This is a genomic window from Exiguobacterium sp. s133 (assembly GCF_018618595.1).
GTDB lineage: Bacteria > Bacillota > Bacilli > Exiguobacteriales > Exiguobacteriaceae > Exiguobacterium_A > Exiguobacterium_A oxidotolerans.
The window spans coordinates 71,064-95,752 of the sequence record NZ_JACSMK010000007.1 but is presented as its reverse complement, the minus strand read 5'-3'; the positions used below and the strand labels follow the sequence as shown (position 1 = coordinate 95,752).

Genomic DNA, 24,689 nt, shown 5'->3' with positions numbered 1-24,689 from the left:
AGGTGGACGAGATGGAATCACAATTCCCGATTCAACGTATCATCGACGATGCCGGTCAAATCGTCGACGAGACGAAACGAGACGCTTTGACGAAAGAATTAGCGTTACAGTTATTCACGCACATGAACCGGATTCGGACATTCGACCGAAAAGCAATCAACTTGCAACGCCAAGGGCGACTCGGAACCTATGCCCCGTTTGAAGGACAGGAAGCGGCTCAAGTCGGCAGTGCCCTGGCGTTAAACGATACGGACTGGATTTTTCCGACGTACCGTGATCACGGGGCGACGTTGACGTTCGGTGCCGATATGGTACGGACACTCCTTTACTGGAACGGACGGGTCGAGGGGTGTGTCCCGACGGACGACTTGCATATCTTCCCCCCTACCGTTCCGATTGCCACACAAATCCCCCATGCGGTCGGTGCCGCTTGGGCGGAAAAACGAAAAGGAACGTCCGCCGTCTCCGTTGCCTATTTCGGAGACGGGGCGACGTCTGAAGGTGACTTCCATGAGGGGATGAACTTCGCAAGTGTCTTCCAGGCACCGGTCATTCTGTTCAACCAAAATAACGGTTATGCGATTTCTGTCCCGATCCAGAAGCAGATGCACTCGGAGACCATCGCCCAAAAAGCACTCGCTTACGGCATGCCGAGCGTCCGGATTGATGGAAACGATGCCTTTGCCGTCTACTTCACGATGCAAAAAGCTGTCGCCCGCGCACGGAACGGTCAGGGACCGACATTGATCGAGGCCGTCACATGGCGGTTCGGTGCCCATACGACAGCGGATGACCCGTCGAAGTACCGCGATCAAGAACAGTCGCGCGACCGTGTCGATCCGCTCGAACGCCTCGAACAGTTCATGCGCACGCAAGGGTTTTACGACGAGACGGAAATCGATGCAATCCGGACACGTCACCAAACGGAGGTCGAGGAGGCCGTCAAAGCGATGGAAGCCTTCAAGCCACCGGCAATCGATGACCTGTTCGATCATACCTATGCGACGTTGCCAGCAGACGTCGCGCGTCAAAAAACCGCTTACCTGACTGCGAGGGGGAACTAACATGGCGACACCAATCAATCAGCAAACCGACATGACGCTCATCCAAGCCGTCACGGATGCATTACGCATTAAATTAGCGACCGACGACACGACGCTTGTCCTCGGCGAAGATGTCGGGAAAAACGGCGGTGTCTTCCGGGCAACGGACGAACTGCAAGCCGAATTCGGCGAAGACCGTATCATCGACACCCCACTCAGTGAAGCGGGGATTGTCGGGACCTCGGTCGGACTTGCCGTCAATGGCTTTAAACCGATCGTCGAAATTCAATTTCTCGGGTTCATTTATCCGGCTTATGAACAAATCATGACCCACGTCTCGCGCATTCGGATGCGGACGATGGGACGCTACAGCGTACCGATGGTCATTCGTGCGCCGTATGGTGCCGGAATCCGCGCCCCGGAAATCCATTCGGACAGCACGGAAAGTTTATTCACCTCGATGCCAGGACTCAAGGTCGTCTGTCCTGCGACGCCTTACGACGCCAAAGGACTGTTACTTGCTGCGATCGATGACCCCGATCCCGTTCTGTTCCTCGAGTCGATGCGGAGCTATCGCGCTTTCAAGGAACCCGTCCCAAATGAAGCCTATACGATTGAAATCGGTAAAGCGAACATCGTCTCGGAAGGGACCGACGTCACGTTGATTGCCTGGGGTGGAATGGTGCAAGTCGCTCAAAAAGCAGCAGCACAGGCAGAAAAACAAGGTCTCTCTTGTGAAGTGCTCGACCTGCGGACACTTTATCCGCTCGATCAAGAGACGATCGCCGCCTCCGTCCAAAAAACAGGACGGGCCGTCATCGTCCACGAGGCCCACGCGATGGGCGGTCTCGGGACAGACTTGATTGCTTTGATTAATGACACATCCTTCCTCTACTTACGGGCACCGATTGCCCGCGTGACCGGATTTGATGTTCCCGTCCCGTTGTTCGCACTAGAGGATCACTATATTCCGACACCCGCCCGCGTACTTGAAGCGATTACGCGTACGGTCGACTTCTAAGGAGCTGAGTTTATGACTGAAGTGAAACTACATGATGTCGGAGAAGGCATGACGGAAGGTGAAATCGCCCATTATCTCGTCAAAATCGGTGATCATGTGACGCTTGATCAACCGGTTGTCGAAGTGTCGACCGATAAAGTGGTCGCTGAACTACCGGCACCGATTTCCGGCGTCATCAAAGACATCTTAATTCCGGTCGGCCAGACCGTCACTGTCGGAACGACACTCCTCCTGATTGAATCCGGTGACGAGGAAGCGGCAACACGTGAAACCGTCACCGAGCCATCGCGTCCTGTCGTGAACGCGCGAACACCGCTTGCCATACAGACGCGCCGTGTCCTCGCGACACCGTACACACGAAAAATCGCTCGCGATCACGGAATTGATATCGAACAAGTACCCGCATCGGACCCATCCGGACGCGTTTCGGAAGAGGATGTTCTGCAGTTCGTCACAAGTCGAGAATCCGCGTCACCTGTCCGGCCTGAAGCCGTCACGGCTCCTGAAGCGGTCACACCGCCAGCTACTCCGACGACGTTACCGTTTCGCGGGATCCGCAAACAGATTGCGAAGAAGATGACGCAATCGCTCTTTACGATTCCTCATGTCACGCACTTTGAAGAAATCGACATGACTCGTCTCCTCGCGCTGCGGGCAGAACTAAAAGCGAACGGGACACCGATCAGTGTCAACGCCTTCTTCGTCAAGGCACTTGTCGTTGCCTTAAAAGACTTCCCGGTCTTCAATGCCAAACTGGATGAAGCCAATGATCAAATCATTTTAGAGCAGGAGTACCATATCGGCATCGCGACGGAAACGGAAGACGGCTTAATCGTCCCTGTCGTCCGTCAAGCCGACCAGCTCTCACTCCGCCTGCTACATGAACAACTCGCCGGACTGCACACACGGGCGAAAACAAACGAGTTGCGGGCGGGCGACTTAAAAGCGAGCACGTTTACGATGAGTAATGTCGGACCGCTCGGTAGTACCGGTGCGACGCCCATCATCAACTATCCGGAGACCGCCCTGATCGCTTTTCATAAAACAAAAAAACGGGCTTGCGTCGATGAAAACGATCAAATCGTCGTCCGCTCGATGATGAACGTCTCGATGTCGTTTGATCACCGTGTCGCGGACGGAGCGACGGCCGTCGCCTTTACGAATCGCTTCGCCGGTCTGATTGAACAACCGACTACTTTATTAATGGAGTTGATTTAAATGGTCGTAGGAGAACTGACACAAGAGCGTGACCTCCTCATTCTCGGGGGTGGACCGGCTGGTTACACAGCTGCGATTCGGGCGAAACAGCTTGGACGCAACGTCACATTAATTGAACGGGAACGACTCGGTGGAACATGCTTGAACGTCGGATGTATCCCGTCGAAAGTATTGGCGCATGCTGCGCAGGAGCGGACACGTCTCTCACACTTGACGGCACTCGGCTTTTCCATCGAAACGACACATGATTTCGGCCAGTTAGCAAGCTACCGTGACCAAGTCGTGACGAAGCTGCGCCAAGGCGTCGAAGCGCTATGTAAAGCTAACGATATTGAATACGTGACCGGGTCTGCGTCCTTCCTCTCAGACGACCGGATTGGTGTCGAACACGGACATCAGTTCGATACGTATCGTTTTCAGGATGTCGTGATCGCAACCGGCAGCCACAGCATCCGTGAAGAATCATCCGTTCTCTTGAACGCGGAACAACTGTATCAATTACAAGAGTTACCGGACAGTCTGATTATCATCGGGAACGATTATATCGCGATTGAAGCAGCGATGAGTTTTCAAGCACTCGGGACAGATGTGACGTTGATTGCTGACGGATTCGAGTTCGACACAAGTCTCGAAAAAGAATTGAAGCGGACGTTCAAAAAACAAAAAATCACACTTGTCAGTGGCACTGTGACGACGATTACACCGACAGATACTCACGTCGACGTCACAATCGTCAAGGCTGAACAAGAAAAAACTGTCCAGGCCAGTTACCTCTTCCAGTCGTTGCCACGCGTAGCCAATACACTTGATTTAGGTGTCGATCGGCTTGGTCTGACGTTAAACGAGGATGCAACACTAGTCGTAGATGCGCTTGGTCGAACAAACTTCCCCCATATTTATGCGATTGGGGACGTAACACCTGGTCCGCAACTCGCGACGCGGGCAATCCATGAAGCAAAACGGACGGCGGAACATCTCGGTGGCGCTTCACCTGATACGACGATTCCTTACTTCCCGACAATCATCCGCTCACTTCCGCCAATCGCTTCCATCGGCTTGACGGAACAAGCAGCCACTGAAGGCGGGTTCACGGTGCAAGTCGGACAGTTTCCATTGACGGCAAACGGGGCGAGCAGTATCGATGCGGCCAGCGGTTTTATCAAAGTCGTCTCGGACGCGAAGACATCACTGATTTTAGGCATTCATATGATTGGGGACGGTGCCCTTGAACTCGCCGGTACATGTGCGCTTGCCCTTGAAATGGCTGCGAAACAAGAAGATTTACGTTTTCCGGTCCAAGCACACCCGAGTCGCAATGAAGCCTTGACGGAAGCACTCGAAGCACTGGTCGGACAAGCAATCCATCTTCCACCACGTCAACAGGCTGTCTTCTCGAACACGTAACCACACCACTTGTTTTTGAAGGAGCAATGCCCGATGGAACTTTACTTTACGAAACTTGAATGGGAACACCATTGCTTTCCGATTGCTGCGACGTCGGACGGTCTCTGTTATGTCGGTGCGTTTGACGAACCGTCCGAACTCTTTGAAGACTGGAAACGAAAGCATCTTCCACGGGCTGAAGTCTTAATTGACGATTCAAGAATCAATCCGTACCGGGAGCAACTGCTCGGTTATTTGCAGGGAGAGCGGACGGCCTTTACATTGCCACTTCACCCGATCGGGACACCGTTCCAGCTCGATGTCTGGCAAGCATTGCAAGCTGTTCCATACGGAAACACTACAACGTATTCCGAGATCGCAGCGGCCGTCTCACGCCCTCGTGCCATCCGGGCAGTCGGCACGGCAATCGGGAAAAACCGGTTGCTGTTAGTCATCCCCTGTCACCGGATTGTCGGCAAGAACGGTGATTTGATTGGCTACTGGGGTGGATTGAACATGAAACGCCGCTTGCTTGCCTTAGAGCAAGAAGTCAGTCCGAATACGATGTAATCGAAAACCCGAGCGACTCCGTTTTCTAACAAGAAACGGAACGCTCGGGTTTTCACGTAGACACGGCGTTCATTACGTCGTGGTTGATGAACAATCAGCCTTTTGTTCATATGTTTTTCTCGGTTGAGGCATGAGTCATCGAGATTAACACAAAATGAAATGGAGACAAGCTAAAGGTCAACGATCAAGCGGTTGTTGATTCTCATGCGAGACTTCGCTTTCCACGGGCGGAAGGCAAGCCTCCTTGTCACTTACGTTCCTCGGGGGTCTCACCTATTCCGCTGTTCCCGCAGGAGTCTCCGTCTCGCATGAGAATCAACGGATGACACCTGCTTCAGCATGTTCTTCATCAAAAGAATATAAAGATGAACAGCGGATGACTCAAACGAGGGACGTCACCCCTCCGATATCAGTTTACATTATTGATCCCAAACCGATATGTCGTCTCCCACTGGTACGTCGCACCCGGTTCGATGAGAATCGATGGAAAACGGGATTCATTGACAGCATTCGGATGAACTTGTGCCTCAAGGCAAAGACCAAGTGACGGACGGGACGGGACACCGCGAACCGTATAGTCGGTCAAAAGTTGTGTTCCCGTATATAAGACGACGACCGGCTGATTCGTCGTCATCTGTAACGTTCGTCCTGATACCGGATCCATGAGTTGCGCTCTCCCTTCGTCTAAGACGAACGGATGATCATAACCGTTCCCGGCATTGACCGTCTCCTCACTTTCCGATTCAGCGCCACTGCGAATCGACCGCCCTGTCCGGAAATCAAGGACCGTTCCGTCGACCGCACGGAATTCACCCGTCGGTAGCAGATCGGATCCGAGCGGTAGATAGGTCGAACTCGGTAACGTCAACTGATGATCCAGAATATCGCGTTGTAAGTTCCCGGACAGGTTCCAGTACGTATGATTCGTCACGTTCAATGGTGTCGTCTGATCCGTCGTTGCTTCAATCGACAACGTCAATGCTGTACCGTTTAGCCGGTAGATGACATCCACCGTCACGTCCCCGGGATACCCTTCGCAACCATCCGGACTGAGCGTCCGTAAGTGCAACAGCTGTTCCGTTGCTTCGATGACATCAAAGAAGACTTGATCGAAGCCGTGCGTGCCGCCATGTAAGTGATTCGTTCCGTCATTTGCCGCAAGGTGATAGGTTTGTTCAGCAATTGAAAAGCGGGCTTGCCCAATCCGTCCGGCGACCCGGCCGACGATTGCTCCGAAATACGGCGAATGTTCTTTGTACGCGGCCAGTGTATCGAAGCCGAGCACCACACTCTCCATCTTGCCCGAGCGATCTTTGACCCGGACGTCATTGATGATGCCACCGTAATTCCATATCTCGACTTCCATGTCCGGTTGCATCAAGCGGTGCCGAACGAGTCGCGCGTCTTCTGTTTGATGTGTCTCGTACGTCATCGCCGGTCACCTGTCACTTGATGTGTCACCGTCTGCAGGAACCGGTTAAGTCCCGCCTGCCCTGCCTCCGTCTGTTTGAAGACACCGCAGTCTTCGAGTCCACGGACGAATTTTTCGGCCACCGCTTGTTCGACGTAAGCTGTGACCGGTTGACCGGTGTACTGTTGCTTCAACGCTTCTGCCCAAGTCCGGTGTACCGGCAAGACGTCCGTCGTTTCACCGACGATGAACTGTTCGACCTGCTTTAGTTCTTCAAGCAACCGGGCTGGTAAGACCGCAAGTCCCATCACTTCAATCAAGCCGATGTTTTCACGTTTGATGTGGTGGATGTCCGCGTGCGTATGGAAAATGCCATCCGGATGTTCGACAGAGGTCCGGTTGTTTCGTAAGACAAGATCGAGTTCATAGACGCCGTTTCGCATCCGGGCAATCGGTGTCACCGTGTTATGCCGGACGCCGTCTGTCATCGCAATGATTTCCTGCTCCGCGTCACTATACGTCAGCCAGGCTGTATACACATCATCGGCAGCAGCGAGTAACTGGTGACGATCAGGGCTACTCAAGCGGATGACGCTGAGCGGCCAGTGTAACGTTTGCCCACTGACATCCGGTTGTTGCGGCAAGTCGAACCGGCTTTGGATCGTTGCTCGGTCCATCGCGAACTCATAACGCCCGCCTTGGTAATGATCGTGCGTCAAAATCGAACCGCCGACGATTGGTAAATCAGCATTTGACCCTGCAAAATAATGCGGGAATTGATCGACGAACTCCAGTAATCGTTCAAAGGCGTCGCGGTTGATTACCATATCGCGATGCGCCTGCGACAAAATGATGCTATGTTCGTTGTAGTAAACGTATGGCGAATACTGCAATGCCCAATCCTCACCTTGGAGTGTCAACGGAACGATCCGGTGGTTCGCCCGAGCCGGATGATTGTTGCGTCCGGCATAACCGACGTTCTCGACACAAAGCAAACACGTTGGATAGGTCGATGCTGCAACAGGTTCTGTCCGGGCTGCCGCAATTTCGCGTGGATCTTTTTCCGGTTTCGATAAGTTGATTGTAATATCAATTTCCCCGTAAACCGTCGCTGCCTTGTACTGGATGTTTTTCGCAATCCGTTTCGTCTGGATATAATTGCTCGCCTGACTGAGTTGATAGAAATAATCCGTTGCGTGCACCGGATTTTCTTTGTAGAGCTGATTGAACGTCGTCGTGATCGTCGAAGGACGATCGACGAACACATCCATTAATTCAGCTGCGAAACGTTCTTTTTCATCGAGTCGTGCTGCAAGCCGTCCGGACGCAATCATTTCTTCCACCAGCGCCTCGAGGATGTCTGGAATCGGTTCCGCTGTAACAGTCCCTGGATCGGTATAATCCGCCTGACCGACAAGCGCAAGAATTCGATTACGCGCATAGATTTCATCTTCTGCGTCAATCAGATGTTCAGCAATCGCTTGCTCAATCAATCGTTTGATGTGTTCATTCATCGCCTTCACTCTCCTCAATCCATTCTCTCTCTTATGTTGTCTGATAGCCGTTCGGACGGCGTTCGTGCCAGTTCCAGGCATCACGGATGATTTGGTCGATGTCCGTCCGACGCGGTGACCAGTCGAGAACACGTTTTGCTTTTTCTGATCCTGCGATTAACGTACTCGGATCACCGGCACGTCTTGCGACGACTTGTTCCGGAATCGGGTGCCCCGTCACCCGGCGCGCCGCCTCGATGATTTCGCGGACGGAAAATCCGTTGCTCGAACCGAGGTTAAAGACATCACTCGTGTGTCCTTGTTGTAAGTAATCGAGTGCGAGAATATGGGCATCAATCAAATCTTCGACATGAATGTAATCCCGGATGCATGTCCCGTCTGGCGTCGCGTAGTCATCCCCATAAATCGAGATGACAGACCGCTGATTGTTTGCGACTTCAAGGACAAGTGGAACAAGGTGTGTCTCTGGTGTATGGTCCTCTCCGACTTCTCCTGTCGCGCGTGCTCCAGCGACGTTGAAGTAACGTAACGCCACATAACGAAGACCATGTGCTTGTTCGCACCATTTCATCATCTTCTCCATCATCAATTTCGTTTCACCGTACGTATTCGTCGGGTTCGTCATTGCCGTCTCGAGAATCGGCATCGTTTCTTGCTCACCGTATGTCGCAGCCGTCGAAGAGAAGACGATTTGTTTGATATCATGTGCGACCATTGCCTCGAGTAAGACTTCCGTTCCGTAGACGTTATTGTTGAAGTATTTTAATGGTTGTTCCATCGACTCCCCGACCAACGAAAAGGCAGCGAAGTGAACGACTTGTTCAATCGTCTCTTTTGTAAAGACACGGTCAAGGAACGACCGGTCGCGAATATCTCCTTCGTATAAACGGGCTTGCGGATGGACCGCCTTTTTGTGACCTGCCTGTAAATGATCAATGACGACGACGTCTTTTCCAGCATCAATCAACTGATAGACCGCATGGGAGCCGATATAGCCGGCCCCACCGACAACTAGTACTGCCATATTAGATGACCTCCCGTTCGACTTCACGCGCTCCGTCTCCGACAGTCGCCGTGTAAAACGTTGCCGGATAACCGATCCGGCTTTCATAGCGTTGTCCGACGGCATCGATGAATCGGTCGACTGTTGACGTTTCAACGATTGCAATCGCACAGCCACCAAAGCCGGCTCCTGTCATCCGTGCCCCAAGGACACCCGGTTGCGCCCAAGCCGCTTCGACCAACGCGTCGAGTTCTTGCCCTGTCACTTCATAATCGTGTTGGAGTGACCGGTGCGACGCATTCATCAATTCTCCGAATTCCTCGAGTTGCCCTGCTTGTAGTGCTTCCAAGGCTTGTAACGTCCGCTCATTTTCAGAAATGGCATGGCGTGCCCGGCGCATCAAGCGTTCGTCGTCGAGTGTGACGGCTTCGAATTCTGCCATCGACCAATCTCCGAGCGTTGCATACGGCCGGACTTGCTGTAACTGTTCGAGCACCTGTTCACACTCCGCACGTCGCTCGTTGTATTTTGAATCGGCGAGTTCACGCCGCTTGTTCGTGTTCATGATGATGATCGTATAGCCCGTCAAGTCGAGCGGTGCATACGTGTAATCAAGCGTTTGGCAGTCAAGGAGTAATCCTGACCCTGCCTGTCCCATCCCGATCGCAAATTGATCCATGATGCCACTGTTGACGCCGATGTAGTGATTTTCGACCTGCTGACCGAACTTCACGAGTTCGACCCGGTCGAGATCCAATTCATATAAACGCTCGAGCATGACACCGATGACGAGTTCGAGTGAAGCAGACGAAGACAACCCTGCTCCGTTCGGAATATCCCCTTTAATCAAGACGTCAAATCCTGACGTGATGGCGTACCCGGCTTCCCGGAGGATGTGCACCATTCCTTTGGCATAATTCGTCCAACCGTCTTGCGGATTATGGGCCAAGTCGTCTAATCCGACTTCGATGATGCCGTCTGCTTCGAAGTTGAGTGAATAGAAACGACACGTTGCATCATCCCGTTTTCGGGCAATCGCATGCGTCCCGAGCGTCAAGGCACATGGAAACACATGACCTCCGTTATAGTCCGTATGCTCTCCAATCAAATTGATACGCCCTGGCGCAAAAAAGCGATGTGTCGCCTGTACATCGAATTGCTCTTCAAAGATTTGTTCTAACGTCTGGTCGGTCATGCGATCGGCTCCTTTTGCTCAATTTGTCTCAATTGATAGATGGGTTGAATTCGTAAACAACGTGCTTCATAGTCCGTCGAATAAGAGAAGTTCAGTCCTTGGTTCATCAAGTAAGCACCGCTCACCTGGCGATCTTCCACTTGATAGAGTCTACTTGCATCTAATCCCGTCAGTTTAAAGCTGTACTGGTGAATGCCATGCTTACGCATCGGTGCAACCGCCAAAATGACTGTCTCAGTTTCAGACGTATACTGCATGATGCTCGCTGTCGTTTGTGAGAATGGACTGAGGCGGTATTGACGTCCGTGCTGAACTGTCGGCCGAATCGTCTTGTATGTCTCAATCCATCCTTTCGCTTCCGCGAGTTCACTTGCCGTCCACTCACTTAAGTTTCCACCGATGCCGAGCGTCCCTTGCATCGAAGAGACGAACCGCGTCGCAAGCGGTAAGTTCCGCCCATTCAACCAGTTCGGACCATCCGTCACCCAGCAACTCATCATTTTTGCATTATAGGCAAACGAGAAGTCATGTTGAATCGTCAACCGGTCAAGCGGGTCCGTGTTGTCACTCGTCCAGACTTGTTCCGTCCGCTCTAAAATCCCGAGATCAATCCGACCTCCGCCACCGGCACACGCTTCGAAGTCGACCGTCGGATGCCCGAGTCGTAGCTCGTCGAAGATTCGATATAAGGCATCGACGTGACGCTTCCAAAGTTCTTTTTGCGCGTCCGGCGTTTGCGACGGGACACCCGGCTCAGAGAATGCCCGATTCATGTCCCACTTGATGTAGTCGATTTCGTGCGACGTCAATAATTCATCCATCATGTCATAAACAAAACGTTCGACTTCCGGTAAACCGAGGTTCAAGACGAACTGGTTTCTCGATGTCGTCCGGACAGCACCCGGAGCATGATAAATCCAGTCCGGATGTGCGCGATATAAATCGGAGTCCGGATTGACCATCTCCGGCTCGACCCAAAGACCGAACTGCATGTTTTTTCCCTTCACATACTCAATCAAAGGGGTCAGACCGTTCGGAAACTTCTTCCGATTGACGACCCAGTCGCCTAATCCCGCTTGATCGGAGTGACGTTCACCGAACCAGCCGTCATCGACGACGAATAGTTCACATCCGATGTCCGCTGCTTGATTGACGAGTGCCCGTTGTCCCTGTTCCGTCACATCGAAATACGTCGCTTCCCATGAGTTATAGAGGACCGGTCGAACGTTTTCACGGTCAGACGCCGGCATGATCACGTGACGCTGGAAGTCATGCGCGCGCGCACTCATTCCGGCGAAGCCGTCCGGAGTATAGCCGATATAAAAGACCGGTGTTATTAGACGTTGTTCAGCGTCAAGCGTCCAGCTGAAGTCAAATCCATTCATCCCACCCGATAGTTGGACGAACCCGAAGGCATCTTGTTCAGCGTGAATCGACCAGTTGCCCGAATAGGCAAAATGGCCGTAAATGACTTCGCCCGTCGTCTCTGTCGCATTGTGTTCAAGCGCGAACCAGGGATTTGCCTGGTGACTCGTCACACCGCGTCGACTTTCAATCGTCTTGCGTCCTGCTGTCAGCGGCGTGATTTGTTTTTGGAATTCGCCCGTCCATGTCCCGGCATAATGATGGAAGTTGAGCGTCGGACGATTTAAAAGTCCCATCGCGAACGACTGCGCCGTCGTCAAACGGACAGGTCTTTCTCCTGCGTTTTCGACGATGAGCGAGCGCCCGATCATATCGTATGCCGCGAAAAGTTCATACCGTACCCCGACGCGCAAATCTTGGAGGGGATCGTGGAGCCATAAGACAAGTGCCGTATCCGACAGCTCTGCTTGCTCGAAAGAAAATTGACTGATTCTTGCTCCGTCTGCCCGTTCTGATTTTAACGTCGGTTCTGTATAGACCATCTCACCGAACGGGATAAAGTCGTACGTCGCGACGCCGTCTGGCGATTCGAATGAACTGTGGGCAAGAACCGCACTCGGTAACGCCGCATAATCTGCTCGATACGGAAGTCGTGCCCCGAAATACGTATGAACGAGCTTCCCATTCGCTCCGATTGTCACGACATGCGCGACATCTTGTCCTTCAATCACGAATCGGTGTTTCGATACTTCAAAGATTGCCATGGTCCTACCTCCTTACGTCGTCAGAATCAGTGTCGCAAGCGGTGCGAGTGTCACTGTTCCACTGTATGTCTCTTGCGTCGTCAGCTCCTGATATGTTCCGTCAAGCGTGACTTGTTTCGTTTCTTTTGTGTCATGGTTCATCAGGAAGACGAAATCGCGTGTTTCCCCGTGACGGCGAACGACTTCGACCTGGTCCGGCACTTCAAGCGTCTCGATTCCTGCTTCTTCAAAGGCTTGCGCGTAAATCGTATCGATCATCGCGTCATCGATCGACGCTCCGATGTACGTGATTGTTCCTTTGTATTGATTTCGCGTGACGGCTGCGACACCATCGTAAAATGTATCGCGATAAACGGCGAGCGGCTCTGCCGTCGTCGGTGTAATGAGATCGCACCAGAGGCGTGCCGTCGACGATTGTCCGTCAAGTCCCTCGACACGGTTTTGCTGGACCGCTTGAAGGGATTCATATTCATCGATTTCAATGCCGGCATACGTGGCAAACTTCCCGGGAAGTGTTTTCGGGATGACATTGTTATGCGGATCCTTGACACCTGTCCGGTACGTAAAGATGACGTGCCCCCCTTGTTCCATGTAATCAATCAATGCTTGATCGAACGTCGGGTTCGTCAGGAAGTACAGCGGCACGATAATCAGTTTGTAGCCGTCAAGCGCATCGCCCGGGAAAACGATGTCCGTCGCAACCTGCTTGCGGACAGCCCCGCCGTAAAAACGGACGAACTCGGTCCGGAAATTAAATGCATCGCTGTGTGGTTGATGCGTCCAGGCCCAAACGTTTTCCTGATCAAAATAGACACCGACATCCGCTCGGTACGTACTGGCATTGATCTCGTCGCCGAACGTATTTAGTTCCGTCATGATCTGTTTGACTTCAGCAAACTTCCGTTTCGGTTTCCCGTCGTGGTCGATGATGCCGTGGCAAAATTCTTCCGTCCCGAACAAGGCTGCCCGGAAGCGGAAATAGACGATCGCTTCCGCGCCGCGCGCAACGGCTTGATACGTCCAGAGACGAATATGACCCGGGCGTGGTAAGTATCCGATTTTGCTCCACCCCTGTGCGCCACTGAGCTGTTCCATGACCCAGAAACCTTTGCCCTGTTTCGACGACCGGCAGAGATCGTGATCGCTCGCCATCTTCTCGAAACGGTTTGGTTCCGGTAACCCGCCCCAGACGGGATAGTTATCAAATGAGACATAGTCAAGATCTTGCGCCATCTGTTGTTGATTCACAGCCATATCGCTGTAGACGAGGTTATGTGTGATAAAGGCATCCGGATGGATATGTTCCCGTAAGACATCGACTTGCAGCTTGTTGTAATAGTTATAGCCGTCGGCACAAAATCGGTCGAAATCGACGAGCAGGGCAGGACTATGCTCTTGGTAAACTTTACGCGGGACGGGAATTTGTTCCCACGCCGTATAGGTTTGACTCCAAAAGACCGTTCCCCATGTCTCGTTTAACACGTCAAGCGTGCCATACCGCTTCTTGAGCCAGACCTGGAAAGCGGCCCGGTCGATAGCACTGTAAGAGCGGTCCGACTTTTCATGACCGTACTCATTATCTGTCTGCCAACCGATGACACGCGGATGTTGCCCGTACCGTTTCGCCATTTCCGTCGTAATCGCGACGGAAAACTTTTGATAGGTCTCACTGTGAACCGTATAGTGACGACGCGCACCAAAGCTGATCGTCACACCGTTTTCGTCGACCGGTAAAATTTCTGGATACTTATGACACATCCAGGCGGGTGGTGTTGCCGTCGGTGTACCGAGGACGATATCGAAGCCCGCGTCACTGAGTCGTGCGACGACGTCATCCCAAAAGTCGAAGTCATAAACCCCTTCTTCCGGTTCCATCATCGTCCACGCAAATTCTGCAATCCGGACGACGTTGACCCCCAGTTCTTTCATCAAACGAAAATCTTCCTCCCACAATTCACGTGGTGTTTGTTCCGGATAATAATCGACTCCTAAATACATATTGCTCCCCCTGACTCAAAAAACAAATTATTTTACTGCACCGGCCGTCATTCCTTTTTGGAAGAAACGTTGGAAGAAGATATAGAAGACCATTGTCGGTAAACTGATTAACACAAGTGAGGCATAGATTTTACCTGGATCGCCGCCGAGTGCATCTTTGAAGAAACTCGGTGCCATCGTGACTGTCTGGTAAGCGGGATCGGTCATGAACGTCAAGACCATCAAGTATTCGTTCCACGAGTTGAGGAACGCATAGATTAATGCTGTCGCAAGTGCCGGTTTCGCGAGTGGCAACATGACTTTGAAGAAGACTTCTAAAATTGTCGCACCGTCGATATAGGCCGCTTCCATCAGTTCGTTCGGCAATTCGTCAAAGTACCCTTTGATGAGCATCAAGCCGAACGGGAGGAAAAATGCAACTTCTGCCCCAATCAATCCCCAATGATTGTTCAGTCCGTCAAATGAACGGAGCGTAAAGAACAAAGGGACGATCATCGAAGCAACCGGTAACATTAAACCGGCGAGGACCATATTGAACATGAGACGCTTTCCTGCGAACTCTAGCTTTGAAAAAGCGAACGCTGCAAACGCAAGAATCGTGATTGAGATGATGATCATGAAGAAAGCAACAAAGAAACTGTTGAAGACGAACGTTGGGAAATTCGGGTTTTGTAACGTCGCGATATAGTTCTCAAATCCATTGACACGTAAGCTTTCCTTGAACATGACAAAGATCGGGAACAGCCAGACGATTGAAGCTAAGGCAAGGACAAGGTTGATCATCCAACGACTCTTTTTAGATTCTACATTCATGGTACGTTCCTCCTTAGTTATCCATTTTCTTTTGTATCCGTAATTGGAAATACGTGATCAGCAACGCGATTGTAAGTAGCACGATGGCGACAGCACTCGAGTAGCCGACTTCCTGTTGGAGCATTGATTTTCGGAATAAGTAGGTCGAGATAAATTCTGTGGACGATCCCGGCCCACCGGCAGTCGTGATCCAGACTAAGTCAAATGTCTTCAGTCCACCGATGACACCGAGGATCGATAACGTGAAGGTCGTGCCCTTTAAGTTCGGGAACACAATGCTCCAAAGGGTCCGGAAGAAACCGGCTCCATCAATTTTCGCAGCTTCGAAAATTTCTTTTTCAATCGTCAACATCGCCATGTAGTACATGACCATCGACGACCCTGTCCACTGGAAGATATTGATGGCGATGACGGAATAAAGCGCGATATCCGGATCGCCGAGCCAATTCTGCTCGAGACTCCCAAGACCGATTGCACGTAAGAATTCGTTGATGTAGCCAAATTGGAAATCATAAATTTGTGTGAAAGCTGCCCCAAGGACGACCGGACTCAAAACGACCGGGAAGAAGAAGACCGATTTCATCGCAGTCCGCAGCGGTCCTTGTGTATGCAGGAAGTACGCGAGAACAAGTCCGATTCCAGCCTGGATTGTGACCGTCAAGACGGTGAAGATGAAGGTGTTTTTGAGCGAAAGATAAAAGTCCGGATCTCCGAACATTTCCGCATAGTTTGAAAGCCCGACAAACGCTTTATCAAACGAAATCCCGTCCCATGAGAAAAACGAGTTATAGGCATTGTAGAAAATCCCGTAGTAGATGAAACTGACGACGAAAAGGACGATTGGTGCGACAAATGCCCAACCGACCATATTTTGTTTCATCTTGCCTTTTTTTCTTGGAGCAGGTGAACGTGTCGCTGCTGGTTTTAACGGCTCTGCTTTTGGTTTAATCGGCAATTCCTGACGCTCTGTCTGCATGTTGATTCCTCACTTTCCTCTTTTCCAAAAATCAGGAAGTGATACGCCAGGCGCATCACTTCGCTGTCTACTGCTTATTTCGCCGATTTATCCGCTGTATCTTGAACACGTTGAAGTGCTTCTTTCGGATCTTGACCTGTTGCGATATTTTGAAGTTCCTTCCCGAGGATATCGTTCAATTTCGTATCCCGGATTCCACGGCTCGCGACTGCGTCCGCAAGCGTATCGTTTAACATTTTGTATGATTCTTTTTCGCCTTCCGATGTGAAAGCGGAATCAGAGTCGATTGTGACATCTTTAATTCCTGGTGCCATCTCGAACTCACCCATGTATACTTCTTGTCCTTCACCTTGACTCATGAAGGCGATGAACTCTGCTGCACCTTCTTGTTGTTTCGATTCTTTATTGACACCAAGCGCCATATCGATTGAAGCGATGATTGGTTGTTCTGTTCCGCCTACGAGGTTAGGAAGTGGTGCAAATCCAAGCTCATCGTCAATTTTCCATTTGTCTTTTTTCTCAGCCGTCGTCATCGAGTGTGCTTCCCATGAACCGATGACCCACATCGCAGCTTTTTTATCGAAGAACTGGTTCATCCCGTCATTGTAAGTCGCAAGACCAAGCGCTCCTTCTTGGAAGACTTTATCTTCGAAGAGGTCTTGCCATACTTGTGCTGTTTTGACCATTTCGTCATCTGTCCATTTTGCTTCACCCGACAAGACTTTTTGAATATAACCCGGCGCGACTTGGTGACTGAGGACATTGTAGACATCGATGTCGATCCAAGCATCTTTTGCTCCGAGCATCAATGGAATGACTTTATCGCCAGACGCTTTGATTTTTTTGACGGCATCGACCGTTTCTTTATAGTTCTTAGGTGGCGTGACACCGTATTTATCAAGCATCGTCTTGTTGTACATCAAGTATGCTTGTCCTGTGAAACCGATTGGGACTGCGTATTGTGTACCATCAAGTGTCGTCTGTTCAATCCCGAGCTCGACGAATTTATCTTTCCATCCATCTCCGGCTGCTTTATCCATATATGAATCGACCGGTACGACACGATCTTTATACTGCTGAATCATCGGTTCTTTTAAGCCAATGATGTCCGGGCCTTTACCTGACAACATTGCGACTTGAAGTTGCTTTTCATAGTCTTCACTGTACCGTTTGAATTCGACTGAATACTTGTCTTGCGATTTATTGAACGCATCGACAACGGCTTTCCCAGCTTCAGGTTGTGGTGCCCAGCCCCACCAGGTAACGATTGTTTTACCGTCTTTTGTTGTCGTCTGTTGCTCATCTTCGCCACCACAAGCTGCGAGTAGTGCTGATAATGTAAGAACCGATGCTGCCGCTAAAATCTTCGATTTTTTAAATTTCATCTGATTGATCCCCTTTTTATGTGTAAGTATCATGCGTATTTTTGACCGTGTTGACCTTCCAGTTTCGCTTGTTTGCACCAGTCTTCCACCACCGTTTGGTCGATCGGCATTCCCTGTAGCCGAATCAACACGCGGGCAATCAAACGTAACCGATAATCCAATGTGTCGACTTCGCGAGCGACAAATAAGTAAAACTCCCCGCCAAGTGTTAAGCAGCCTGCCGTCCGCATTTGTTGCATCAATGCGCGTAATTCGATGTATCCGCTCTCATTTTTTCGAACATGCAGTTCTGAGGAACGGATTGTCAATACTCCTTGCACGGATGACATCCGGAATTGAAAAACTCCATCTTGTCGCGGACGGACGAGCACGATGTCTTGGTCCGGTGACCGTTCATCCCCTAGTTGTTGTTCAGTCATCCGCTGCGTTTGACGATCATAGTAAAAGCCGCGGATGGCCCCGTAACGCCCAAAAGCTTCACGATAGGAAACCCACGGATCTTTTGTTTCCATCGGCGCGTTGCCTCCTTCTTTCCGTTTCAGCTCGACTGGTCTTCGCCAGTCCGCATCCACCTCCACCGTTCACATGAACTTAGTAAATTAAATTTATTATCTATCTTTAAAAAGACTATAGCATATGACTTTTATATTTGTAAACGTTTTCATAAATTATTTTTTGGGATTATCTCGAGATTGCTTGAAGTCCTGATAACTGAGGGCGTGACAAAGCGTCTTTTTCGTTGCTTTCCTCGGGCGAGGCGCAAGCCGTTGCTCCTTGGTCCTAACGGACACGAGCAGGGTCTTGCCTGCCTCTGAAAGTGCGTTAAACACGCACTTTTTCCCGTAGGAGTCAACGAAACGTGACGCTTTTTAAGTAATACCGTGAGAGAAATCCAGGCATGCAGACGATTTGGAGCGCAATCCGTCTTGAATCGCTTTAGACCAATTGCCGCTTTGAAGATGAAGCGAGAAAGGGAAGCGCGAACTGATTGCTTCTCGTTATCGCATTTTCACTCTTCATAAGAGTTTGCCTACAGTCAAAAAAACTACTTCCGTCATATCGATGGAAGTAGTTTATACTTTAAATCGTTTGAAAGACACTATTTGTCGCTAAGGCAGCTGCACTAAGTGCCCCTTGTTTTTCACTCCACGGCACCATCTTCACGTCCGTCTGTCGCGAGGCTGTTGTCAGCGCCGTATGCGCGACCCGTTCTTTAATCTGCTCGACGATGCCCGGTGCGCGTTCAAACATCGGGCCGCCTAGTAAAATCCGTTTCGGGTTCAACAAGTGAATCGTATTCAATACACCAATCCCGATATACTCTCCTGCTCGATGATAGGCGCGCGCCGCTTGTTCGTCTCCTGCCACTAAACGACTCCGCAGTTCCAGTAAGGTTTTTACTTGCGGATCAATGACTTCAAAATCGCGCAACAGTGACTTTTCGCCTGCCAATGCCTCGAGGCAACCACGATTGCCACAAGAACAGATGGGTCCATCTAAATCAAGTCGCATATGTCCGACTTCACCCGTGATGTGGTTTTCCCCATCAATCAACTTTCCATCCAGTACATAGGCGCCTCCAATCCCTTCGCCTGCATAAAGGTAAAAGAATTGATCGACCCCAACCCCCTCGCCAAATAACAATTCGAAGGAAGCGAGCGCACGCACGTCATTCTCGATGAAAACTGGATAGGCAAATCGTTCCTCTAAATGTTTTTTTAGTGCGACATCATGAAGGTGGAACCGAGGGGCAAATAGGATGACACCTGTTTCCGGATTAACCATCCCGTGGACAGAAATCCCGATGCCATGAATCGTCCCGACACCGTTTGTCGCTTCAATCAATTCTTCACACAGTTGACTGACGGCATCAATCATATCGTCACTCGTATCAAAGTGTCCGATTGATTCGACTTCATGGATCGTATTTCCACTCAAGTCGGCGATGACACCGATGAAACGATGACTCGTCGCATCGATTCCGATGACATATTGTTCCGTCGCAACCAATTCAAGCATGATTGGTTTGCGTCCCCCATTCGAAACTCCGAGTTCCCGCTCCGTCACGAGACCATCGGCAATCAACTCACTGACGATGTTCGAGACCGTCGGCTTCGTCAAATTTGTCCGCTGGGCAAGTTCGACCCTCGAAATTGGCTGATGCATTCGAATCAGGCGTAACACAAGTGCCCGATTGTAGGAGCGCATCCATTTTGAATTACGTGGTGTCTCTTTAGTCATGCTTCCCCTCATCCCCTCTAACCTTCTCCTTCCTATCTTCGCACATTTTGTAAGGGATTTCACTGTCTCCTTTTTAACTCATTTTGAAAGAGAAAGAGGCGAGGTTTCACGCTTCATCATACGGCTGCTCGATGACGAGGATTCGGCTACCGTCTGGCTTTTCCGTCAACTCCATTTCAATAATGGCCTGCCCGACTAGCAACACAGCCGGCAATTCTGGGTCCGTCTTCCGAAAAAAGCTGACATGACCTTGATAAACGTCCATATAATCAGCGAATAAAAACGTTCCATTGACATGGATTTCGTCTTGCTTCGGGTTGAATTCAAGTCGCGGGACCCCGAACCATGCTTCTCCGTTCAAATACAACAATGGTTTGTTTCCAATTCCTTCATTGGTGGCTCGGCGCACTTCAATCGCTCCTTTCGTCTCATAATAAAGGCGGTCATCCCCTCGTGTCGCAATGACAATCGGATTGTCTTGATACAGGACGATTTCAAGAATTTCATCCGCCTGTTCGACATAATAACCCGAGTCATCAGCTGTCGCAAAACTAATCGTGTACAGTTGAATCCAGGCGACGACATCTGTTACTTCGACCGGCTTCAAAAATAACGCGGAGACAAGATACGTCCGCTCCGGCATCACGATTAAGTTGACACAGATATCTGCCAATTGAATCGTTCGTACTTGTGTTGAAGGATACATTTCTTCGTAATCTTTCATAAAAATCACTTCATAATAATGCGTCGTCTCCCGGAGCTCTCTCCCAGGTAAACGACGATCAAAGTCGGCAATCTGGATGCGTTTCATGTTGTGCCTCCTCTGCAAAAACCTGTAAGTGTCTCATGCTGATTATTACCCAAAATTTGGTCTCTTTGCACTCCCCTAAAAATCAAAAAATCACCTCCCGATTTTTTCAGGAAGGTGACGCGTCAGATTGTTTTCATTGGAGATACAAGTCGTAGAGAACATAGAGCACTAGCGCAATCACAAAGACGAAAAAGAATTTTCCCGTACCAAAAAAAACACGGTCGCTTGTTTCGTTCCGATTATTTTTATCCGGATACATTATACAACTCCCTTTCTCATCTATCCAATTTTTCTCATATTGAATAGTTTCGCCTTTTGCGGCATCAATTCCTTCCGAACTGACGATTGATTTCTTTAAGATTTCATCCCGTTCGCAAAAAAGACGAGCGTTTCTTCTTCGTCCGTCGTTAACACACGGTCGACCGTTTCTTTGTATAATCGACGCATCTCTGAAATCTTCCCACCTGCTCGCTCCGTCACATCCATCGCCTGACGTAACATCGCGACTTCTTTTTCAAAGGCTTCGCGGGGCATTGCCTCACCGTGCGACCAGACGTAATACGCCGCATCATACTCCGCGATTGCATCAAGTAGCAACGTCATTCGCTCGACCGTATAGTTCCATTTCGCCGAAAAGATATCAGCATACATCGCGTCCCCTAAAAATAAGACACGTTCTTCCGGTATGTAAACAAGCAGACTCCCGGGTGAATGGTCATTTTCGACTTCGCGCAGAATACAATGCACATTCCCTAAGTCGACGACAAGTTCTCCCTCGAATTGAATATTTGGCAATTGTACTGCTATATCACGTGTCGGACCAAACTCGAGCTTGATGGCATCGGCACAAAACGGTATCTCGATTCCCTGCTCGATTCGCGCTTCGAGTGATTCATCTGTCCAGTCATAATCTAGCATCTGTTCAATTCGCGCGACCGTCCGCTTCGTTGCCATCGCCGGAAGGTTCATTTCCTTTAGTCCGAAAATATGATCCCAGTGCCAATGCGTCAATGCCAGTAAATCAGGTTTTTTCAAGCCCTGTCGCTCCACTTCTTCTAAAAACAGTGCCGCATGCCGGCTCGAGTTTCCTGCGTCAATCATCAGACTGCGTTTTGCTCCGACGATCAGCCCTAAAATCGGTCGATCCGTTTCACTGACCGGCGTTTGATACCATACACGATCCGTCAATTGGTTAAATTGTTGCATCTTCATCGCCTCCTGCTTGTAGTATAACGAAAAAGCCCATCCGGATGACGCCCGGATGGACCAGTTCAATGCCTTTACTTCTTATTTTCTTTTTGACGGAAAGGCCACCAGACACCTGAACCGAACGAAACCGTAATCGCCGGGATCAAGAGCGGTAAGACAATCAATCCATACAAGAGAAGACCCGTGATGACAATCGTCGCGATTTGAACGAGACTGAGGACACCGGATGGCATCATCGCACCGAACGTACCGGCGAGGATGATCGCTGCCGTAATGATGACCGAGCCCATTTTTTTCATCGAGATGTACATCGCTTCTTTCGTCTCAAGTCCGTTGATCGTTTCTTCGCGGAAGCGATCAAGGAGGAAGATTGAATAGTCGATGCCAAGTGCGACAAGCATGACAAAGCCAAAGAATGGAACCGCCCAACTGATTCCGTCATACCCCAGTCCGTTGACGAAGATCAACTCTGCGATTGAGACCGACGTATAGTACGTCAGTAACAATGAACCAATCATGAACAGCGGCATGATGAACGAACGGAACATGATTGCGAGGACGATGAACAGACTCACGATCATAATCGCGACCGTCCGCGAAAAGTCCGCTTTTGACGTATCGTTTAAGTCACTATTGATGCTTGAAATACCACCGTAAGCAACTTTTGCCTCTTCGAGTGGCGTATCTTTTAACGTACTCGCAGTCGTTTTTTTAATCGCCGCGACTGTTTCGATCGCTTTTGGCGAATAGGGATCGTCGTTTAAGATGACTTCAAACTTCAATCCTGTTTCGTCATCAATTGCATATCGTTCGATGACCGGTTCAAACTCTTTATTCGTTAACGTCTCTTTCGGAATAAACATTCCGGTCCCGCGAATCGTTTTCGAATCGCCCATCTCAGTCAGAATATCCGCTACATCCGTTAAACCGTCTTCGATTTTTTGAAGACCCTCATTTGCCGAACCGACACCGTCCGCAAGTTGCGTCAAGCCACCACCGAGCTGTCCAGCTTGTGCACCTTGTTGTTCAATTCCTGTCGCCGCTTGCGCAATGCCGGTTTCAATTTGCGTCAATTGTTCCGATAAAGCGGACAACGTCCCGACCGCTTGCGGTATGTTTTGTGTCGTTTGCAGTCCTTGACCGACAGCGCCGAGCTGTTGATTGATTTGACCGAGACCATCTGCTGCCTGTTGCAATTGTGTTGCCCCAGCCGTCGCTTCGTCTCCAGCCGGAAGCTGTCCACTAATCGATTGAAGGTTTTTTTCGACTTCCTCTAAACCTTGACCGACTTCACCAAGACCCGTATTGGCATCTTTGACCCCATCTGCAATTTGCGCGAGTTGGCGGTCGACGTATAAATCGGGGATGACCTCACCCGTTGGTCTTGAAATCGACCGAACGGATTTGACACCATCCAATTTGACGAGCTCGCGACTTAACTGCTCCGCATAAGGAAGTGTTTCTTCTGTCACGATGTCTTTATCGTCCTTTAAGATGACGTTGACGGGGAGCGATTCTCCCGCACCAAATCCGTCTGAAATCGCATTTAACCCTTTGACGGTTTCGTATTTTTCTCCAATCTCATCGACTGTATTGAATGAAAGATCGTCATCATACGTAAAGAGCGTCGGGACTGTAATGACGGCGACGATTGCCATCGCGAGCAATGGACGGCGAATCGATAATCCGCCGTAACGTGCCCATAACTTACTATCACGGTGACTCGCTGCACTTTTCGACGGCCAGAATAATTTTTCTTTTAACGTCGCCATGAAGAATGGGACGAGTGTAAACAGGACGAGCAGTAAGACGGCAATCCCGACCGCTACTGCAACCGATGATTTAAAGATCGGGAAATCTGCGAATCCGATTGCCGAGAAACCGACGAGAACGGCAATCCCACTAATCAGCAATGTCCGACCCGCTGTTTTATACGTGTTGACGATTGCCGTTTCGACGTCATGTCCAGCTGTCAGTTCTTCCTTGTAGCGGCTTAACAGTAAGATACAGTAATCTGTCCCAATCCCGAATAAGATCGCGACGAGGAAGATTTGTGTGAAGTTCGAGACCGGGAAACCGAACCAATCAACAAAAAACGCCACAAATGATTGGCTCATCAGGTAGGTTACGCCGACTGCAAGCAGTGGAACGAACGGTGTGACGATCGAACGGAAGACGATAAGCAATAAACCAAAAATCAAACCGACAGTAATTAACTCCGTCCGTTTCAGTCCTTCTTGCGAACTTTTGTTGACGTCTGCATTAATCAGCGATTCACCTGTCAGATAAATCGTCCGGTCGTTCGGAAGGACATCCGCCCGGATTTTTTCCGCGAGCGCTGTAATTTCTTCTTGTGACCCGTCCACTGTAATTGGAACGAGCACCGTTTTTTTATCTTTTGAGACAAGTTGTCCTTCCGTTTCCTCACTTTCAAACGGATTAAGGACACCGGTCACAGGTTTGTCGAGTTTTTCTAAATCCGTCACGATTTGACCGATGTCAGTGCGGTCAGACGCTGAGACCTTGTCCTTTAACGGGATGACGAGCGAAATGGTTTCTTCACTTGCACCAGCTGCCTGTAAAATATCTGCTGCGCGCTGCGAATCTGCATCACTTGCGAGCTGAATCGCTCCAGCATCCTCTGCTTGTTTCGATAAGTTCGGTGCCGCTAAAAATAGACCGACTGTCGCAATCAATAAGACGATTACGATCGGCCAGCGCCACTTGACGATTTGTCGCATACCTTCTCCACCTCTTCTAGTTCTATTT

The 24,689-nt window shown here is 50.2% G+C and carries 19 protein-coding genes; 5 read left to right on the top strand and 14 right to left on the bottom strand.

Annotated elements, in window-relative coordinates:
• Positions 1-11: 11 nt before the first annotated feature.
• From pdhA to KNP96_RS10815, 5 genes are read left to right on the top strand one after another with little or no spacing between them, the layout of a single operon-like run.
• Entirely contained in the window at positions 12-1,064 is a 1,053-nt protein-coding gene (gene pdhA, locus KNP96_RS10835) for a pyruvate dehydrogenase (acetyl-transferring) E1 component subunit alpha (protein ID WP_214770455.1), read from the top strand.
• A gap of 1 nt (position 1,065) precedes the next feature.
• Complete coding sequence (locus tag KNP96_RS10830) at positions 1,066-2,064, top strand: alpha-ketoacid dehydrogenase subunit beta (RefSeq protein ID WP_214770452.1); 999 nt, start codon at positions 1,066-1,068, stop codon at positions 2,062-2,064.
• 12 nt (positions 2,065-2,076) lie between these two features.
• A complete protein-coding gene (locus KNP96_RS10825; protein ID WP_214770449.1) occupies positions 2,077-3,282 on the top strand; it encodes a dihydrolipoamide acetyltransferase family protein in 1,206 nt (401 codons plus the stop codon).
• Positions 3,283-4,686 (top strand): dihydrolipoyl dehydrogenase family protein, encoded by a 1,404-nt coding sequence (locus KNP96_RS10820; protein ID WP_214770446.1) that lies wholly within the window; start codon positions 3,283-3,285, stop codon positions 4,684-4,686.
• 33 nt (positions 4,687-4,719) lie between these two features.
• Positions 4,720-5,235, top strand: coding sequence for a methylated-DNA--[protein]-cysteine S-methyltransferase (locus tag KNP96_RS10815; protein ID WP_214770443.1), 516 nt, complete (start codon positions 4,720-4,722; stop codon positions 5,233-5,235).
• A 409-nt stretch (positions 5,236-5,644) separates the two neighbouring features.
• Here the strand turns inward: KNP96_RS10815 and KNP96_RS10810 are convergent, their stop codons facing one another.
• From KNP96_RS10810 to KNP96_RS10745, 14 genes are all read right to left on the bottom strand, one after another.
• Positions 5,645-6,667: an aldose epimerase family protein gene (locus KNP96_RS10810; RefSeq protein WP_214770440.1), complete on the bottom strand. Its 1,023-nt coding sequence runs from the start codon at positions 6,665-6,667 to the stop codon at positions 5,645-5,647.
• Positions 6,664-8,160 (bottom strand): UDP-glucose--hexose-1-phosphate uridylyltransferase, encoded by a 1,497-nt coding sequence (locus tag KNP96_RS10805; protein WP_214770438.1) that lies wholly within the window; start codon positions 8,158-8,160, stop codon positions 6,664-6,666. The genes KNP96_RS10810 and KNP96_RS10805 overlap by 4 nt, the downstream gene beginning before the upstream one ends.
• A gap of 31 nt (positions 8,161-8,191) precedes the next feature.
• Entirely contained in the window at positions 8,192-9,184 is a 993-nt protein-coding gene (gene galE / locus KNP96_RS10800; RefSeq protein ID WP_088836201.1) for a UDP-glucose 4-epimerase GalE, read from the bottom strand.
• Position 9,185: 1 nt separating this feature from the next.
• Positions 9,186-10,358 carry a galactokinase gene (locus KNP96_RS10795; protein ID WP_088836200.1) on the bottom strand — a complete coding sequence of 391 codons (1,173 nt, stop codon included), beginning with the start codon at positions 10,356-10,358 and terminating at the stop codon, positions 9,186-9,188.
• Positions 10,355-12,487, bottom strand: a complete 2,133-nt coding sequence (locus tag KNP96_RS10790) for an alpha-galactosidase (protein ID WP_214770436.1) — start codon at positions 12,485-12,487, stop codon at positions 10,355-10,357. Before KNP96_RS10790 ends, KNP96_RS10795 begins: the two co-directional genes overlap by 4 nt.
• A gap of 12 nt (positions 12,488-12,499) precedes the next feature.
• Positions 12,500-14,485: a beta-galactosidase gene (locus tag KNP96_RS10785; protein ID WP_214770435.1), complete on the bottom strand. Its 1,986-nt coding sequence runs from the start codon at positions 14,483-14,485 to the stop codon at positions 12,500-12,502.
• Positions 14,486-14,512: 27 nt separating this feature from the next.
• Positions 14,513-15,298, bottom strand: a complete 786-nt coding sequence (locus KNP96_RS10780) for a carbohydrate ABC transporter permease (protein WP_088836197.1) — start codon at positions 15,296-15,298, stop codon at positions 14,513-14,515.
• 13 nt (positions 15,299-15,311) lie between these two features.
• Positions 15,312-16,274, bottom strand: coding sequence for a carbohydrate ABC transporter permease (locus KNP96_RS10775; RefSeq protein WP_088836196.1), 963 nt, complete (start codon positions 16,272-16,274; stop codon positions 15,312-15,314).
• A gap of 74 nt (positions 16,275-16,348) precedes the next feature.
• Complete coding sequence (locus KNP96_RS10770) at positions 16,349-17,659, bottom strand: ABC transporter substrate-binding protein (RefSeq protein ID WP_214767237.1); 1,311 nt, start codon at positions 17,657-17,659, stop codon at positions 16,349-16,351.
• A gap of 29 nt (positions 17,660-17,688) precedes the next feature.
• Entirely contained in the window at positions 17,689-18,171 is a 483-nt protein-coding gene (locus tag KNP96_RS10765; protein ID WP_214770433.1) for a hypothetical protein, read from the bottom strand.
• Between the two features lie 568 nt (positions 18,172-18,739).
• Positions 18,740-19,900, bottom strand: coding sequence for an ROK family transcriptional regulator (locus KNP96_RS10760; RefSeq protein WP_214767239.1), 1,161 nt, complete (start codon positions 19,898-19,900; stop codon positions 18,740-18,742).
• A 106-nt stretch (positions 19,901-20,006) separates the two neighbouring features.
• The gene (locus KNP96_RS10755) at positions 20,007-20,711 is read right to left on the bottom strand and encodes a hypothetical protein (protein WP_214767241.1); all 705 of its coding nucleotides are present in this window, start codon (positions 20,709-20,711) and stop codon (positions 20,007-20,009) included.
• A 354-nt stretch (positions 20,712-21,065) separates the two neighbouring features.
• Positions 21,066-21,917 carry an MBL fold metallo-hydrolase gene (locus KNP96_RS10750; RefSeq protein WP_214770431.1) on the bottom strand — a complete coding sequence of 284 codons (852 nt, stop codon included), beginning with the start codon at positions 21,915-21,917 and terminating at the stop codon, positions 21,066-21,068.
• 74 nt (positions 21,918-21,991) lie between these two features.
• A complete protein-coding gene (locus KNP96_RS10745; protein WP_214770429.1) occupies positions 21,992-24,661 on the bottom strand; it encodes an MMPL family transporter in 2,670 nt (889 codons plus the stop codon).
• Positions 24,662-24,689 lie beyond the last annotated feature (28 nt).

Coding starts and splice junctions, on each gene's coding strand:
- KNP96_RS10765 (WP_214770433.1), bottom strand. CDS start 18,171: ATGGAAACAAAAGATCCGTGGGTTTCCTATCGTGAAGCTTTTGGGCGT.
- galE (WP_088836201.1), bottom strand. CDS start 9,184: ATGGCAGTACTAGTTGTCGGTGGGGCCGGCTATATCGGCTCCCATGCG.
- KNP96_RS10785 (WP_214770435.1), bottom strand. CDS start 14,485: ATGTATTTAGGAGTCGATTATTATCCGGAACAAACACCACGTGAATTG.
- KNP96_RS10760 (WP_214767239.1), bottom strand. CDS start 19,900: ATGACTAAAGAGACACCACGTAATTCAAAATGGATGCGCTCCTACAAT.
- KNP96_RS10830 (WP_214770452.1), top strand. CDS start 1,066: ATGGCGACACCAATCAATCAGCAAACCGACATGACGCTCATCCAAGCC.
- KNP96_RS10790 (WP_214770436.1), bottom strand. CDS start 12,487: ATGGCAATCTTTGAAGTATCGAAACACCGATTCGTGATTGAAGGACAA.
- KNP96_RS10770 (WP_214767237.1), bottom strand. CDS start 17,659: ATGAAATTTAAAAAATCGAAGATTTTAGCGGCAGCATCGGTTCTTACA.
- KNP96_RS10750 (WP_214770431.1), bottom strand. CDS start 21,917: ATGCAACAATTTAACCAATTGACGGATCGTGTATGGTATCAAACGCCG.
- KNP96_RS10825 (WP_214770449.1), top strand. CDS start 2,077: ATGACTGAAGTGAAACTACATGATGTCGGAGAAGGCATGACGGAAGGT.
- KNP96_RS10805 (WP_214770438.1), bottom strand. CDS start 8,160: ATGAATGAACACATCAAACGATTGATTGAGCAAGCGATTGCTGAACAT.
- KNP96_RS10820 (WP_214770446.1), top strand. CDS start 3,283: ATGGTCGTAGGAGAACTGACACAAGAGCGTGACCTCCTCATTCTCGGG.
- KNP96_RS10775 (WP_088836196.1), bottom strand. CDS start 16,274: ATGCAGACAGAGCGTCAGGAATTGCCGATTAAACCAAAAGCAGAGCCG.
- KNP96_RS10755 (WP_214767241.1), bottom strand. CDS start 20,711: ATGAAACGCATCCAGATTGCCGACTTTGATCGTCGTTTACCTGGGAGA.
- KNP96_RS10795 (WP_088836200.1), bottom strand. CDS start 10,358: ATGACCGACCAGACGTTAGAACAAATCTTTGAAGAGCAATTCGATGTA.
- KNP96_RS10810 (WP_214770440.1), bottom strand. CDS start 6,667: ATGACGTACGAGACACATCAAACAGAAGACGCGCGACTCGTTCGGCAC.
- KNP96_RS10780 (WP_088836197.1), bottom strand. CDS start 15,298: ATGAATGTAGAATCTAAAAAGAGTCGTTGGATGATCAACCTTGTCCTT.
- pdhA (WP_214770455.1), top strand. CDS start 12: ATGGAATCACAATTCCCGATTCAACGTATCATCGACGATGCCGGTCAA.
- KNP96_RS10745 (WP_214770429.1), bottom strand. CDS start 24,661: ATGCGACAAATCGTCAAGTGGCGCTGGCCGATCGTAATCGTCTTATTG.
- KNP96_RS10815 (WP_214770443.1), top strand. CDS start 4,720: ATGGAACTTTACTTTACGAAACTTGAATGGGAACACCATTGCTTTCCG.